This is a genomic window from Streptomyces sp. 3N207 (assembly GCF_052246355.1).
Lineage (GTDB): Bacteria > Actinomycetota > Actinomycetes > Streptomycetales > Streptomycetaceae > Streptomyces.
In genome coordinates this window covers 23885-39194 of the sequence record NZ_JBQQBV010000040.1, presented here as the reverse complement: position 1 = coordinate 39194, position 15310 = coordinate 23885, and the positions used below count along the sequence as shown (strand labels likewise).

The 15310-nt window shown below is 66.1% G+C and carries 11 protein-coding genes and 3 pseudogenes; 3 read left to right on the top strand and 11 right to left on the bottom strand.

What is annotated here, in order from left to right:
- Both ACTWP9_RS35340 and ACTWP9_RS35335 read left to right on the top strand, forming a co-directional pair.
- Window positions 1-117: pseudogene (locus ACTWP9_RS35340) on the top strand (IS5/IS1182 family transposase); the annotation flags it as partial.
- A gap of 52 nt (window positions 118-169) precedes the next feature.
- Window positions 170-910, top strand: coding sequence for a class I SAM-dependent methyltransferase (locus ACTWP9_RS35335; RefSeq protein ID WP_443250417.1), 741 nt, complete (start codon window positions 170-172; stop codon window positions 908-910).
- Window positions 911-953: 43 nt separating this feature from the next.
- Here the strand turns inward: ACTWP9_RS35335 and ACTWP9_RS35330 are convergent, their stop codons facing one another.
- The 3 genes and pseudogenes from ACTWP9_RS35330 to icmF form a co-directional block, all read right to left on the bottom strand.
- Window positions 954-1454: a hypothetical protein gene (locus tag ACTWP9_RS35330; RefSeq protein WP_443250416.1), complete on the bottom strand. Its 501-nt coding sequence runs from the start codon at window positions 1452-1454 to the stop codon at window positions 954-956.
- Between the two features lie 506 nt (window positions 1455-1960).
- Window positions 1961-2821 (bottom strand): 3-hydroxybutyryl-CoA dehydrogenase, encoded by an 861-nt coding sequence (locus ACTWP9_RS35325; protein WP_443250415.1) that lies wholly within the window; start codon window positions 2819-2821, stop codon window positions 1961-1963.
- Between the two features lie 45 nt (window positions 2822-2866).
- Window positions 2867-6098: pseudogene (gene icmF / locus ACTWP9_RS35320) on the bottom strand (fused isobutyryl-CoA mutase/GTPase IcmF).
- A gap of 79 nt (window positions 6099-6177) precedes the next feature.
- On the opposite strand from icmF, the gene ACTWP9_RS35315 reads away from it, so the two are divergent.
- A complete protein-coding gene (locus ACTWP9_RS35315; protein WP_443250414.1) occupies window positions 6178-6300 on the top strand; it encodes a hypothetical protein in 123 nt (40 codons plus the stop codon).
- A gap of 15 nt (window positions 6301-6315) precedes the next feature.
- On the opposite strand, the gene ACTWP9_RS35310 is transcribed toward ACTWP9_RS35315, so the two are convergent.
- The 8 genes and pseudogenes from ACTWP9_RS35310 to ACTWP9_RS35275 all read right to left on the bottom strand — a co-directional run bounded on the left by ACTWP9_RS35310 (window position 6316) and on the right by ACTWP9_RS35275 (window position 15306).
- A complete protein-coding gene (locus tag ACTWP9_RS35310; RefSeq protein WP_443250413.1) occupies window positions 6316-7080 on the bottom strand; it encodes a helical backbone metal receptor in 765 nt (254 codons plus the stop codon).
- Window positions 7081-7137: 57 nt separating this feature from the next.
- Window positions 7138-7770: pseudogene (gene tyrS, locus ACTWP9_RS35305) on the bottom strand (tyrosine--tRNA ligase); the annotation flags it as partial.
- Between the two features lie 14 nt (window positions 7771-7784).
- Window positions 7785-9311 (bottom strand): AMP-binding protein, encoded by a 1527-nt coding sequence (locus ACTWP9_RS35300; RefSeq protein WP_443250412.1) that lies wholly within the window; start codon window positions 9309-9311, stop codon window positions 7785-7787.
- Window positions 9312-9706: 395 nt separating this feature from the next.
- Window positions 9707-10753: a PLP-dependent cysteine synthase family protein gene (locus ACTWP9_RS35295; protein ID WP_443250411.1), complete on the bottom strand. Its 1047-nt coding sequence runs from the start codon at window positions 10751-10753 to the stop codon at window positions 9707-9709.
- On the bottom strand, window positions 10750-12087 hold the full coding sequence (locus ACTWP9_RS35290) for an MFS transporter (protein WP_443250410.1): 1338 nt from the start codon (window positions 12085-12087) through the stop codon (window positions 10750-10752). Before ACTWP9_RS35290 ends, ACTWP9_RS35295 begins: the two co-directional genes overlap by 4 nt.
- A 200-nt stretch (window positions 12088-12287) precedes the next feature.
- The gene (locus ACTWP9_RS35285) at window positions 12288-12725 is read right to left on the bottom strand and encodes a PaaI family thioesterase (RefSeq protein WP_443250409.1); all 438 of its coding nucleotides are present in this window, start codon (window positions 12723-12725) and stop codon (window positions 12288-12290) included.
- Window positions 12722-14332 carry a class I adenylate-forming enzyme family protein gene (locus ACTWP9_RS35280; RefSeq protein WP_443250408.1) on the bottom strand — a complete coding sequence of 537 codons (1611 nt, stop codon included), beginning with the start codon at window positions 14330-14332 and terminating at the stop codon, window positions 12722-12724. Before ACTWP9_RS35280 ends, ACTWP9_RS35285 begins: the two co-directional genes overlap by 4 nt.
- On the bottom strand, window positions 14329-15306 hold the full coding sequence (locus tag ACTWP9_RS35275) for a zinc-binding dehydrogenase (RefSeq protein ID WP_443250407.1): 978 nt from the start codon (window positions 15304-15306) through the stop codon (window positions 14329-14331). The genes ACTWP9_RS35280 and ACTWP9_RS35275 overlap by 4 nt, the downstream gene beginning before the upstream one ends.
- Between the last annotated feature and the right edge of the window lie 4 nt (window positions 15307-15310).

The window sequence follows — 15310 nt, the reverse complement described above, 5'->3', positions numbered from 1 at the left end:
TCCTGGCTGGCCGGGTGCCGGCGCCTGCACCGCCGCTACGAGCGCAAGGCCGAGCACTTCCTCGCCTTCGTCGGCATAGCCGCGGCCCTCATCGGCTACCGCCGACTCACCAACTGAAACGACGTCTTAACCAATTGCTGCTGGGTGGGGGGTGACGGACACTGTCGCGGTGTTCTCAGACGCTGATGCCGCCGCGCTGTATGACTTGCTGAACCCATGGGATCCCGACAGCCGGCCTGACGGCGGTTTCTACTTTCCGTTGGTCATGGGCGCGGAGTCGGTCCTTGACGTCGGCTGCGGAACCGGCGCCATGCTGCATCTGGCTCGTAAGCGAGGCCATCGTGGGCGGCTGGTGGGCCTGGACCCGGACCGCGCCGCGCTGGACAGAGCCCGACGCCGGGCCGACATCGAGTGGGTTGAGGGCACTGCAGCAGAGGCGAAGAGCGGCGCCGGCTTTCGATTGGCGACGATGACCGGCCATGCTTTTCAGGACCTGGTGACAGATCACGACGTGTTCGCCTCGCTCTCCGCGATCCATGGCGCACTGCGCCCAGGTGGACGTTTCGTGTTCGACACGCGGCATCCGCAGGCGCGGGCCTGGGAAGGGTGGACACCTTCGAACCCGGATGACGTGGTTGAGGTCGTAGACGATACTGGCCGTGTCTTGCGGTACTGGCACGACGTCGAATCCGTCGTCGGCGACGTGGTCACGATCAGTGGGACCGTGGCCCAGCTGGACGGTACGGTGCTGCGAGTCCTCAGTGAAAGGCTGCGGTTCCTCAACGTTATGGCCCTCAGCGGGTTTCTTGCCGAGGCAGGATTCGAGATTGAGGCGCAGTTCGGCGGCTGGGACCGGGAACCCGTTACTGGTTCCAGCCGGGAGATCATCACCATCGCCCGTCGTGGGTAGTCGAGGTTCACCGGCGATCAGGCGGCTGGCGCGAGGGAAGCTCTCACTGGAGTCTGGAATTGGGGCGATCTCGGAGTTCTGCGGCGTATCGGGCCCAGCTCCCGCCGGTCTGGGGCCAGGCAGTGGCGGAATCGGGGCTGATCCCGAGGAGTTCTGTGAGGACTGCTGCAGGCAGTTGAGTGGAGAGTCCCATCAGTGCGGAGGTCCGGCCCGGACGGGAGTAGATGCCCAGCCGCTTGAGACGGGTCCCCAGGTGGTAGCTGCTGAGAGGCTGGCCGGTGAACGCGCCAGGGAAGAGCCAGGGCGAATCGGAGGACGCGTCGATCGTAGTGTGTCCGCGGCGACGAGCGAGGAGCTTCCGGGCGACTTTGTCCAGAGGATCAGGCAGCAGCAAGGGCGTGGTGCCCAGCAGCAGGGACGCCTGGGGCCCTTCGGAGATCAGTGCCGTGATCGGCAGCTGGGAGACGGCGGTGATGCGTTGGGCATAGAGCAGAACGAGTAGCCCGGCAAACTGGTCTTCGATGGCGATGTCTTCGTCGTGCATGAGACGGCGGGTGATCGCCCAGCGTTCGTCCTCGTCAGTCGGTCGGACATGGCTCAGCCTTTCGAACGCTGGAATCGTTAGGCCCCTGCCGATGTGACGGTTCCTCGTACGACCTGCTGGTGGAAAGGTGCAGGGCAAGTTCCCGCACATCCAGGCGAAGCGCATCCGGGGCCTGGTATCCAACCTCATGCAGAATGGCGCGCTCATCGGCGCTCTGCACCCACCGTCCACCTCTCTTGATCCCCTCGGCCAGACGGCTCGGCAGCGACCGCGGCCGTGCTGGACCACGGCACCGATCCGGCCACCGGCTACCCCGAGCGCTGGCAGGCGAAGTCCGCCTTCTAAGCCCTACGGCACACCGTGCTCAACGGCCTCGTTCTGCGCTCCCAAGGCACCTTCGGTCTCGAACAGGAAATCTGGGCCCAGCCCACCGGTTGTGCAACAGCCGCCGTCGTTGAGGGCGAGCACTGCCACTGATTGCCGACCGCATGGCGGCGGGCCTTTGTTCAGGCGTCGTACGTGTGGAAGCCTCGGCCGCTCTTGCGGCCGAGATGGCCCGCGGCGACCATGCGGCGCAGCAGGGCAGGCGGTGCGTACAGCGGTTCCTTGAACTCCTCGTACATCGACTCGGCCACCGCTTGGGCCGTGTCGAGGCCGATGAGGTCGAGCAGGCGGAGCGGCCCCATGGGGTGGGCGCAGCCGAGTTCCATGCCCTGATCGATGTCGTCCGGGTGTGCGGCGCCGGACTCCGCCATGCGTACGGCGCTGAGCAGGTAGGGCACGAGCAGGGCGTTGACCACGAAGCCGGAGCGGTCCGGGGCCTGGATGGCCTGCTTGCCCAGCTGGCTGGCGAAGTCGCGGGTGCGCTGCACGGTCTCCGGGGTGGTGGTGAGGGCGGGAATGAGCTCGACCAGTTGCTGCACGGGCACGGGGTTGAAGAAATGCATGCCGATGAGCTGCCCGGGCCGCTCGGTGGCGATGGCGAGGTCGACGATGGGGATGGAGGAGGTGTTGGTGGCCAGGATCGCCGCGGAGTCTTCCAATGCCTTGTCCAGGGTGCGGAGAACGTCGGTCTTGATGTCCCGGTTCTCTGCGACGGCCTCGATGACGAACTGGCGGTCGGCCATGTCGTTGAGGTCGTGTGTGAAAGACAGCTTGGTGAGAGCTTGGTCGCGCTGCTGTTCGCTGAGCTTGCCGCGCCGTACGCCGCGCTCGAGGGAGGCGGTGATACGGCGGCGGCCGGTCTCGACAGCGTCACGGTTGGCTTCGGCGACGCGGACGTCGATGCCGCTGTGGGTGGCGACTTCGGCGATGCCGGAGCCCATGAGGCCGCAGCCGACGACGCCGAGGCGGGTAACGGGATCCATCTGAGATCCTATCCGGTGAGTGTGTGCAGTGTGGTTTCTTGGGGGTCAGACGTTGCGGCGGTATTGGCCGCCCACCTCGAAGAAAGCGTCGGTGATCTGTTGGAGCGAGCAGACCCGGGCGGCGTCCATGAGGACGGCGAACACGTTGTCGCCGCTCACCGCCGCGTCCTTGAGAGCAGCCAGGGCGGCACGGGCCGGGTCGCGATGACGGGCTTGGAAGTCCCGTACACGCTCCAGCTGGGACTGCTTCTCCTCTTCCGTGGCACGCGCCAACTCGATGACATCGGGGTCAGTGGTCTCCGCGTGGGGTTTGCGGAAGGTGTTGACACCGATGAGGGGCAGGGTGCCGTCGTGCTTGCGCTGCTCGTAGAGCATCGACTCATCCTGGATCCGGCCGCGCTGGTAGCCGGTCTCCATGGCGCCGAGGACGCCGCCTCGCTCGCTGATCCGCTCGAACTCCTTCAGGACGGCCTCCTCGACCAAGTCGGTGAGTTCATCGATGACGAACGAGCCCTGGAGGGGGTTTTCGTTCATGGCCAGGCCCCATTCCCGATTGATGATCAACTGGATGGCCAGGGCCCGGCGCACGGACTCCGCGGTAGGGGTGGTGACCGCTTCGTCGTAGGCGTTGGTGTGCAGGCTGTTGCAGTTGTCGTAAATCGCGATGAGCGCCTGCAACGTTGTGCGGATGTCGTTGAAGTCCATCTCCTGGGCGTGCAGGGATCGTCCCGAGGTCTGGACGTGGTACTTCAGCTTCTGGGAACGGTCGTTGGCACCGTACTTCTCCGTCATCGCGACTGCCCAGATCCGGCGGGCGGACCCGGCCCAGCACGGAGTATTCGGGGTCCATGCCGTTGGAGAAGAAGAACGACAGGTTCGTGGCGAAGTCATCAATATGCATGCCCCGGGCGAGGTATGCCTCAACGTAGGTGAAACCGTTGGCCAGGGTGAAGGCCAGCTGGCTGATCGGGTTCGCACCGGCTTCGGCGATGTGGTAGCCGGAGATCGAGACCGAGTAGAAGTTACGGACCTTGTGGTCGATGAACCACTCCTGGATGTCCGCCATCATCCGCAGGGCGAACTCGGTCGAGAACAGGCAGGTGTTCTGGCCCTGGTCCTCCTTGAGGATGTCGGCCTGCACTGTGCCGCGCACGTTCACCAGCGCGAGCGCGCGCAGCTCGGCGGCCTCTGCTTGGGAGGGATCGCGTTCCTCAACGGTGCGGAACCTGGCGATTTGCTCGTCGATCGCGGTGTTGAGGAAGAACGCCAGGATGGTCGGCGCGGGTCCATTGATTGTCATGGAGACCGAGGTCGTAGGCGTCACCAGGTCGAAGCCGTCGTAGAGCACCTTCATGTCCTCCAGGGTCGCGACCGACACTCCGGAGGTGCCGACCTTCCCGTAGATGTCGGGACGCTCGTCCGGGTCACGGCCGTAGAGGGTGACCGAGTCGAAAGCGGTGGACAGCCGGGTGGCCGACTGGCCCTCGGAGAGCAGCCTGAAGCGCCGGTTGGTGCGGAAGGGATCGCCCTCGCCAGCGAACATTCGCGCCGGGTCCTCGCCGTCGCGCTTGAAGGGGAACACACCGGCGGTGAAAGGGAAGTGGCCGGGCAAGTTCTCCCGGCGCCAGAACCGGACCAGCTCCGCGTGGTCGGTGAACCTGGGCAGGGCAACGCGAGGGATCTTGTTGCCCGAGAGGGAATCGCGGGACAGCCTGGTGCGGATCTCCCGCTCGCGGACCCTTACGACCTGCTCGTCGCCGGAGTAGGAGGCGATGACGGCGGGCCAGTTGTTGATCTGTTCGGCGATGTCGTGCGGGAGTTGCTTGCAGGCGTTCTCGAGCAGTGACCGCACGTTCCCGGCGTCGGAGCCGGCCTGGGCGAGTTCGCCCCTGACCGCGCCCAGGCGCTGCACTCGCCGGGCCGCCTCGGCGAGCCGTTCGGTCTTGGCGTGATACGCACGGACCGTGTCGGTGATCTCGGCAAGGTAGCGCACCCGGTCGGCCGGAACCACCTGCCGGATGCCCGAGGAATGGCGCACGTCGACCGGCGCCAACGTGCCCTCGGACAGCGCCAGCCCCTTCCCGGCAAGGACAGTCTTCAGGTGTTGGTGGAGTGCGGTGACACCGTCGTCGTTGAACGTGGCCGCAGAGGTCCCGAACACAGGCATATCCTCGGGCTTCTTGCTGAACTCCTCGCGGTTGCGGACTAGTTGGCGACCCACGTCGCGCAGCGCGTCCTTGGCGCCGCGCCGCTCGAACTTGTTGATCGCCACGACATCGGCGAAGTCGAGCATGTCGATCTTCTCCAGCTGCGAGGCGGCGCCGAACTCCGGCGTCATGACATACAGGGAGGTGTCGACGAACGGCACGATCGCCGCGTCGCCCTGGCCGATGCCCGGCGTCTCCACGATCACCAGGTCGAACCCGGCGGCCTTCACCACGTCGATCACGTCGGACAGGTGCTCGGGTAGCTCGTGACTGCCTCGGGTGGCCAGGCTCCGGAAGAACACCCGTTTCCCATCCAGCGAGTTCATGCGGATCCGGTCACCGAGCAGCGCGCCGCCCCCACGGCGGCGGGTCGGGTCGACCGCGATCACCGCGATCCGCAGCCTGTCCTGCTGGTCGGCGCGGAACCGGCGCACCAACTCGTCGGTCAGCGACGACTTCCCCGACCCGCCGGTGCCCGTAATACCGAGCACCGGCCTGCCCCGTGCCCCTGCGGCCGCACGGAGTTGCTCAAGAAATTCCGGGGGCAACTTGCCGAACTCCGCTCCGGTGATGGCGCGGGCGATCGCAAACCGTTCGCCGGCGAGTACGGCGGCAGCGTCGGTCGGCTTGCTCATCCACAGGTCGGAGTCGCATTCCCTGACGACCGCATTGACCATACCGGCGAGGCCCATCCGCTGACCGTCCTCGGGGGAGAAGATGGTCACCCCGCTCTTGCGCAGCCGCGTTATCTCCTCGGGCACGATCACGCCACCGCCTCCCCCCACCACACGGATGTGCTCCGCTCCCTGCCTGCGCAGCGACTCGACCAGGTACTCGAAGTACTCGACATGCCCGCCCTGGTAGGACGAGACCGCCACTCCGTGTACGTCCTCCTCGAGCGCCGCGTCCACAACCTCCTGCACCGACCGGTTGTGTCCGAGGTGGATCACTTCGGCGCCCTGGGACTGGAAGATCCGCCGCATGATGTTGATCGACGCGTCGTGTCCGTCGAACAGGGCCGCAGCGGTGACCAGGCGGACGGGGTGCACGGGACGGTGCAGCTCGCTCATGGGGGGCCTTCCCAAAGCACGTCAGGGGAACGCTGTTTGGAGGGATAGTAGGACGTCCTACTAAATGCGGGAGGGTGGTGTGAGCAGGAGCACAGAGAAGAGTGCGCAGGCCTGCCGCGCCGAGGGCTTCGCTGTCGGACAGGAGTTCAACGGCCAGGGCAGTACGATCACCGAGGTGGATGTGGCTCTCTTAGCGGGTTGAGTCGGGACTCCCAGCTCACATGGCCGACACGAGCTCCCGCAGCATGTCGTGTGACGGAAGCAGTGATGGGCCGTACCAGGTGATCAGCCGACCATTCACCAGTCGGGTGGGCGCGCGACGGAACGCCTCGGGGCCGTCGTGGCCGGAGAACGCATACGGCTCGTCGGGCAGCAGCACGACGTCCACGTCCAGTCGGTCGATCTCCTCCAGCGCCACGCGCGGGTAGCGGCTCGGATGCGCGGCAAACGCGTTGGCGAGACTGGCCCGGCGCAGCAGGTCGCCGGTAAAGGTGGACTTCCCGACCACCATCCATGGATCCCGCCAGATCGGGACCGCAGCGGTGGCGACGGCATGGGGAAGCGGGTCCGACCAGAGCGCTCGTGCCGCGTCGAGCCAGTCGGGAATCGAGGTTTCCAGAGCCTCGGTGAACATTCGCTCGAGCGAGTCAAGGGCTTGTGGGACGGTCTCGATGACGGTCACCCACACAGGCACTCCCGCAGCGCGCAACCGGGCCACGTCGAGCTCGCGGTTCTCTTCCTTGTTCGCGATCACGAGATCCGGCCGCAGTCCCACGATCGCATCACGATCCGGGTTCTTGGTACCTCGCACCCGTACCACGTCGAGGTCGCTCGGGTGGGTGCACCAGCGGGTCGCCCCGACGAGGACATCCGGTCTGCTGCTGGCTAGAGCCTCCGTCAGTGACGGTACGAGGGACACCACCCGTCGTGGCGGACGAGCCAAGTTCAGAGCGTTTCCCATGTCGTCCTGCAGCGGCGGCATTGCGGCTTCCTTCCGTGTGATGGATCCGTCGTGGCGGGCCGACAGTAGGACGCCCTACTAGTCTGTCGACCCGCGTGAGACCTCAGCCGTCGTGACTGCTCTTGCCGGACGGCGCACGAGATCGGATGCACACATGGCTGAAGCAGAACAGATCGTGATCCTGACGTTCCTGACCTCGAGCAGATCCAGACCGGCCGTGAGGTTGCCCCACTGGTCGCTAGCGCCAGTCTGGACGATGCAGCCATACCGCCGGTACACCTCCCCAAAGTCCATACCCTGAAGCAACTGGTACCTGAGCTCCGTGAAGCTGATGCCCTGATCGGACGCCAGGCACTGGGCGACCGAGTCCTTGGTGAGCTTCTTGTTCACCCGGAAGTGCTTCCCGACATCAGGCAAGAACTCGATCACGGACAGGCCCGCGGTCCAGTCCAGGTTGCTGAGCATGGTCGCCGCGTTATCCCCCTCAAAGAAGAGGTACCGCCCGATCTGCGCGCGCAGCCGGGGCGCCCAGTGGGCGATCGTCTCCGGGTCGTTCAGGGTGCGCGGGCCGGTCAGGCCGAGGGTCGCCAATGTGGCCGGTCGCGTCGCCCACGAGTGCCAGGGCGTCCGGCCTGCTGGAGCCGGCGGAGGGTGAGCTGCACCAGGTGGCCGACGTGCAGGCTGGCCCGCAGTCGAGTCAATGCCGCAATGACAGTCGGCGGCGATCAGTGCACCTGGCGCTCCTGCCCCTTCCAGAACGGTTGACGCAGCTTGAACTTTTGGATCTTGCCCGTCGTCGTGCGCGGCAGCGCCGGGAGGAACTCCACCCGCTTCGGGCATTTGTAGCCGGCCAGGTGGTCGCGGCAGTGCGTGATCAACTCCTCGGCGGTGACCTCGGTGTTGTCGGTGACCACCAGGGCGGTGACCAGCTCGCCCCACTTCTCGTCAGGGATGCCGATCACCGCGGCCTCGCGGACCGCTGGGTGCGAGTTGAGCGCGTCCTCCACCTCGATCGACGACACGTTCTCGCCGCCGGTAATGATCACGTCCTTCTTGCGGTCAGCGATGGTGAGGTAGCCATCGATGAAACTGCCGCCGTCACCGGTGTGGAACCAACCGCCGGCCTGCACGCGGGCGGTTTCCTCCGGGTTTTCCCAATAGCTGTCGAGGTTGTGGTTCGACTGGGCGAGCACCTCGCCGTCGAGATCGATCGCCACGCGCACGCCTAGCGCCGGAGCGCCGGCACGGCCCAACAGTCTCGCTTGCTCGTGCGGGTCAAGACCGGCCCACTCACCGCGGAACCGGTTCACCGTCACCAGCGGCGAAGTCTCGGTGAGTCCGTAGAGCTGGATGAACTCCCAGCCGAGTTCGGCGCGCACCCGCTCGATCGTGCGGGTCGGCGGCGGAGCACCCGCCACCACGATCCGTACCCGGTCGCGGCCGGGGATCTCGCCCTCCCACTTCGCGGCTCCGTCGAGCACTGCGGTGACCACGGCCGGCGCTGCGCACATGATCGTCACGCCGTGTTCCTGCACCCTGCGCAGGATTTCCGTTCCATCCACTTTGCGCAACAAGATGTGCCGTCCCCCCAGGCCGGTGACCGCGTACGGCATGCCCCAGCCGTTGGCGTGGAACATCGGCAACGTGTGCAGCAGTACGTCGTTGTCGCTGAGCGTGGTGTGCAGGCCGAAGACGGCCGCGTTCAGCCACAGGTTGCGGTGCGTCAGCTGAACGCCCTTCGGCCGCGCCGTGGTGCCGGACGTGTAGTTCAGCGTGGCGATGGCCGACTCATCACCGGCCCACGGCCGCGGTTCGCCGTCGCCACCCCAGATCTTGTCATCGTCCTCGCCAAGCACGAACACGTGCTTCCCAGTCACGCTGTCCACCAACGGCTTCAGCTCCGGGTCGATCATCACGACCGCGGAACCGGAGTGCTCCACGATGTAGCGCACCTCTGCCGGAGCGAGTCGGAAGTTCACCGGTACCAGCACTCGGCCCCAGCCCGAGACGCCGAAGAACGACGTGAGCAGCCGCGCCGAGTTGTGCGACACGATCGCCACCCGTCCTCCAAGGGGTACCCCGAGCGCGTCCAGGTTCGCCGCCTGTGCGCGGGCCCGTCGGGCGAGTTCGCGGTAGGTGACCGAACACCACGATTCGGCAGGCTGGGCGGGTTCGTCGACCACCGCCACGCGGTCCGGGTACACCGTTTCCGCGCGGTCAAGGAAATCGCGAACACCGAGGTCATAGAACATGTGCCGATCCTTTCGCGTAAGCCGGCAGCGCCGAACGTGCGGCGATGATGCCCCGGCCGTAGGGGGCCGCTAAGCCACAAAGTGGGTCGTCAGCACGGGCGTGCGCATCGCGTGCTTGGGTTAGTACTTGACGGTGTTGGGCAGCAGACCCAGCCGCCGGAGATCTCGTCGTTGGTGCGGTCCTCGCTGCCGGCGCAGAGCGGTCATCGCCTACATCCACCTCGGATATCGGGCATCCGCCGCCGTCGCTACTGCCGCCGGGCTCGCACGCACCGACGAATGGTATGAAGGCGAGGTCCGATGGCACCGGCGCAGCATGTTCGCGTTCCTGGTAAGGCATCACTCACCGGGACTGACCATTTGACAGACTTACGACGGGCGGACGGCTCATTCGTCTAATGCACGGCGAGCAATGCCTCGAGTTCTTCGCGGTGTTTCTGTGGTTGGATACCGTGGCTCGTGTTCCATTCGTCGGAGTAATAGGTGTCGCCGTAACGGTCTCCGCCGTCGCAGATCAGAGTGACGACGCTGCCGTGCACACCGATGTCCCGCATTCCCCGGGCCAGCCGCACGGCGGCCCAGACGTTGGTCCCGGTCGAGGCGCCAACGGGCTGACGGAGCAGGGCAGACGTCACGTGCATCGCGGCGATGCTGGCGTCGTCGGGCACCGTTATCATGTCGTCGATGAGGCCGGGCTGGAAGGACGGTGGCGTCCAAGGTGGTCCGATGCCCTCGATACGCGACCCGGTGGCCGCCCATTTCGGCTCCTGGTTGCGCCACGCGTCCAGCAGCGCCGAGCCTTCCGGGTCGGCAACGCAGAGACTGGTCGGGTGGCCCTGGTAACGCAGATACCGACCGATCACTGTGGCTGTTCCGCCGGTGCCGGCGCTGGTGACGAGCCAGCGGGGGACTGAGTAGCGTTCGGTCCGCAACTGTCGGAGGATGGAGGACGCTACGTTGTGGCCGCGCCAGTCCAGCGCTCGTTCTGCATTGGTGAACTGGTCCATGAAGTGCACGTCCGTAGCCGTGGCGAGCTGACGTGCGTCGTCGATGAGATTGTCGAGGCTGGCCGCGAGGTGGCAGGTTGCGCCGGATCGTTCGAGGAGCTCGCGCTTTCTCGAGGACGTCGATGCCGGTATGACGGCGACGAACGGAAGATGCAGCTGTCGGGCGAAGTAGGCTTCACTGATCGCGGTGGACCCCGCGGAGGCTTCGACGACAGTGGTTCCCTCGTGGATCCGACCGCGGACGATGGCATCCAGAAACAGCGACCGAGCCAGGCGGTGTTTGACGCTGCCGGTGGGCTGCTGCGACTCGTCCTTGAGATAGAGGTCGACGTGCCAGTCCTCCGGCAGCGGGAACCTGCGCAGCGGCGTTTCGCCTGTGTTCAGCTCGTCCGCGCGGAGGCGGGCGATCGCCGTCCTAGCCCAGTCGCTCGTCATGACTCGCTGCGAGGCAGGTCGGCGGGGGCCTCCAATGCCCCGCGAGTCTCCGGACAGCGCAGCGCGAAGACCAGGAAGACGGCTGCGCACAGGGCCAAGCCGGCGACTAGTCTGCCGGGAATGTCCGACACCGTCGGGCTGAGCAGTGGGACGACGGTTGTCATCAGCCCACCGAGGGCGAACCCGGCATTGTACACCATTGCCGTGCCGGTGGCGCGGAGGGCAGTCGGGAACCGCTCGGCGAGGAAGATCTGCAGTGGCGCGCTAGTGCCGTTGGCGATGAGGCAGAAAAGCGCGGAGGCGGCGACGAGCTTGCCGAAGTCGGAAGCAGCGACCTCTGAGATCAGGTAGACCAGGACAGGGAGGGCGACGAGGTCGACGACACCCATGACGACGAGGACAGGACGTCGACCGAAGCGTTCGCTGGCATGTCCGATCAGTGCCGAGGTGGGCACGATGAACACTCCCGCGACGAGGAGTACGACCGCCGTCTGAGTGCCGGAGATCTTGTTGACCTGCCCGAGGAAGGTGGGTAGGAAACCGATGGTGAGGTACCAGATGCTCGCAGCCCCGAAGACCATGCCAAGGCTGGTCAGCGTTGCCCCGCGGTGCTCGCGGCCAAGAAGAGTCCGCGCCTTCGCGGGCGCTTGTGAACGATTGGCGTCCTGCGCTGCCCACATCGGCGACTCCTCCGCACGGAGGGTGATGGCGAGACTGATCAGCGACGCGAGCAGCCCGCTGAAGAACATAACCCGCCAGCCCCACTCGTCGAACGCGTCGCCGGGGAACAACGCCGACGTGAGGAACAGCATCCCGGCTGCCATCATGATCCCGATGCCGCCTGAGCTGATGATCAATCCCGAGAGCAGGCCACGCCACCGTTGCGGGACCGACTCGGTGCCGAGCGTGTGAGTCGATGCGACGACGCCTCCTACGAACAAGCCCTGCAGCAGCCGGAGCAACAGGAACAGCGTCGGTCCGACCGCACCAGCGGCCGCGTAGGTCGGCAAAGCGCCCATCAACGCGGTCGTCACGCCGACGCCCATGATGCTTATGAGCATCATTCGCCGCCGGCCGAGACGGTCGGCGAAGCGACCGCAGACGATTCCGCCCAAGGGCCGCATGAGCAGGCTGACGCCGAACGAGGCGAACGTCGCCGCCAGCGCGAGTGTCGGATCCGCCACCGGGAACAGCACGCGGCTGACAGTTGGCGCGACGAACAGGAGAATCGTCAGGTCGAACAGGTCGAAGGAGAAACCGAGGATCGACGCCGCACCAGCGGTGGCGGGCGTCCTACTGGTACTGACGGAGTTCTTATCCGGTGGGACGGACATGATTGAGCCCTACCTGTCATCTCGGGGTCTGTACTGGTCATTCATAGGATCGGTGTACTCGGGCACTGGGTATGGTTGCCATGGTTGAGACCGTGTAGCGGCTCAAGGCGCTTGGCCGTCCAGGGCCCCGCGACGACTCGATCGCCAATTGGGAAGTGTTCCTTGTGATGGAACTACTGGGATGTTCGGGCGATCCTGGGTCAGGGGAGTGCATAGAGTGCGCGGGCGAGGGCGATTTCACGTTGCACGGTGTCGTGGACGTGGATGTCGGCGACACCGAGCCTGCGGCCCTGTCGTACGATCCGGGCGGCGACTCGCAGGTCGGCGTCGGGGTATGCGGGACGGAGGTAGTCGATGCGGATGTCGACTGTCGGCAGACCCGTTCCGGTCCGGGTGACGAAGGCCAGGTCTCCGGCCAGGTCGGCAGCCGCGGCAATGATGCCGCCGTGGACATAGGACGGAGTCCCGTTGACGACGTGCTCGGGTCTGACCGACAGGTGCAGTATCACCTCTCCGTCATCCGCGCGGACGATCTCAAGCCCGAGCCAGCGGTGGAACGCTGAGGCATGCAGGGCGCTCTTCACCGCTGCGATGCGGGTAGGTGCGGAGTCGGGGTGGCGTGCATCGGCGCGGGTCATGGCTGCCGCCGTTGGTAGCTTTGCTCAGCGAGTGTCGTGAGCGCCAATTTGTCGATCTTCCCTGTGCCGTTCACCGGCAATTGGTCGTCCATCCGGACGATCTGACGGGGATGCGCGTACGGGGCGCCGTTGACTAGGCAGTGGCGTAGGATGTCGACTTCGGACAGGTCGTCGTCGGCGACGACGAACGCCACCGGAACCTGTCCCTTCAGCGGGTCACTGGCCGGGACGACGGCGACTTGGGCGACGCCCGGCAGGGCTGCGATGAGCTGCTCGACCTCAAGGGGGTAGAGGTTTTCGCCGCCGACGATCATCATCTCGTCGCTGCGGCCCAAGATATAGTAGTAGCCGGCATTGTCGCGGCGTGCGAGGTCGCCGGTGCGGAGCCACCCGTCCTCGGAGACCCTGGCCCGCGTGATCTCGGGGAGGCCGGCGTATCCGCGAATGACGCCCGGGCTGCGAACCCATAGCTCGCCGGCCGAGCCGACCGCGGAATCCGATCCGTCGTCCGCCACGACTCGGACCTCACATCCCGTGACGGGGCGACCCGGACTTCCCCGCCGCCAGGCGTCGAAGGTGCTGATGAGCACCATTGGGCCGCCTTCGGTGAGCCCGTAACATTCGAGCACTGGCGCCTGCAATGCGTCAGTGATCCGTCGCGCGCTCTCTTCCGTGAGTGGCGCCGATCCGCACACGACGAATCGGAGTGAGGACATGTCGTGTTCCTGGTAGGTGTGGCTGTGCAGCAAGATCTCATACGTGGCCGGAACGCCGGTGGTGTATGTGCATCTGTTGCGCTCCACCTCCGCCGGAATGGCGGCGGGTGAGGGATCGGAGGCTAGCGCGATCGTCGCCCCGGCGAGCAGGCACGGTTTGACCACGCAGATCATCGCGTTCTTGTGATAGAGCGGCGCGGCAGCAAGGCCGCAGTCGTCCACGGTGATCTTCCAGGCATCGCGAGTGACCCGGGCGTTCCACAACTGGCCGCCGTGGGTGAGCTCACAACCCTTGGGACGCCCGGTGGAACCCGAGGTGTATGGCTGCATGCACACCGCGTCGGGTTCGACAGGGACGATTGGGACGAGCGGAAGTTCCGCCCCGTCGATCGGCTCCGCGAGGTCCCCGTGCTCCAGGATCCAATCGTCGCGTTCGGCTGTGATCAGCAAGACGGAGGTAATACCGGCCTCGTTCAGCAGTGCTGTTGCCTCGGCCGCTGCCGTCTCGTGCGCGACGAGTGCGGCGGGCGCGGCGTCTGTGAGCACATGGGCCATCGCAGAACGGGACGACCTGCTGTTGAGCGGAACCGCAACCGCGCCGAGCCGCATGGTTGCGAACAGGCACTCAAGGTAACGGTGGTCGTTCGGGAACAGCAGTGCCACCCGGTCGCCTGAGGCGACGCCCGCGCGTTGCAACGCCGCCATCGTCCGGCTGGTGCGTTCGTCGAGGTCGCGGTAGCTGAGCACGAGATCACCCTGCCGGATGGCCGGGCGTTGCGGATGCTCGCGCACCGCGTCGCGGATGAGCGCCCAACCGAGGTTGTTCTCGACACATTGGTGTGGTGGTTCTTCGGATCTCTCGCGTCGCGTACTCGGCAACTGCGTGTTCATGGTGTGACCACCACCTTGCCGAAGGCGAGCCGTTCCTCGAGTCGACGTTCTGCCTCTTGGACTTCATCGAGCGGCAGGACGCTGTCGATGACGGGCCTCAGCTTCTTGGTGCGCACCATATCGAGCAGGTACTCCAGGTCGCTTCGCCGCCAGCCGTTGCTGCCGATGATGTCGAGTTCCCGCACCCACACGAACGGTTGGTGCATCGTGACGTCGTAGCCGCTGGTGGCGCCGCAGGTGAGGACGCGTCCGCCGGGGCGGGTGGCGCGGATGGAACCCGCCCAGGTGTCGGCGCCGGTGTAGTCGACAACCACGTCCGCTCCCTGGCGGCCGGTCTCGGCCCAGATGCGTGCGCTGAAGTCCTCTGTGGTGGTGTTGACGAGGACGTCTGCGCCGATATCGGCGAGCCGTTCGAGCTTGGCGTCGGTGCTCCCGCAGGCGATGACTTTGCAGCCGAGTGCCTTCGCGATGAGGACGACCGCGTTGCCGACACCTCCGGACGCGCCGAGCACGGCGATGACCTCGCCCGCCTGGACGCGCCCGCGGGTGACGAGCATGCGGTTGGCGGTGCCATAGGCGATGGGAAGTGCGGCAGCTGTCTGGTAATCGACATCGTCGGGGAGCTTGATGCAGTTCTTGGCAGGTACGACGGCGATCTCGGCGAGGCCGCCCGGCAGGTCCTCCCCGATCGCTTCGTGTCCGACCATCGGGTCGACGAGGACTCGCTCGCCCAAATTCAGGTGTGTCACCTCGGATCCCACACTGAGCACCTCGCCGGCGATGTCGCCTCCGGAGATGTGCGGGAGCGGGACGTGCTTCCCTGCCACGCCGCGGCGCACGAAAATGTCCAGATGGTTCAAGGCGCAGGCGCGGACGCGGATCAGGACGTCGGTCGGGCCGGCGACGGGGTCAGGATGCTCTGCGACGATCCTGCAGTCGGGTCCGCCTCTGGCCACGACGAGGGCTGCTTTCATTGGT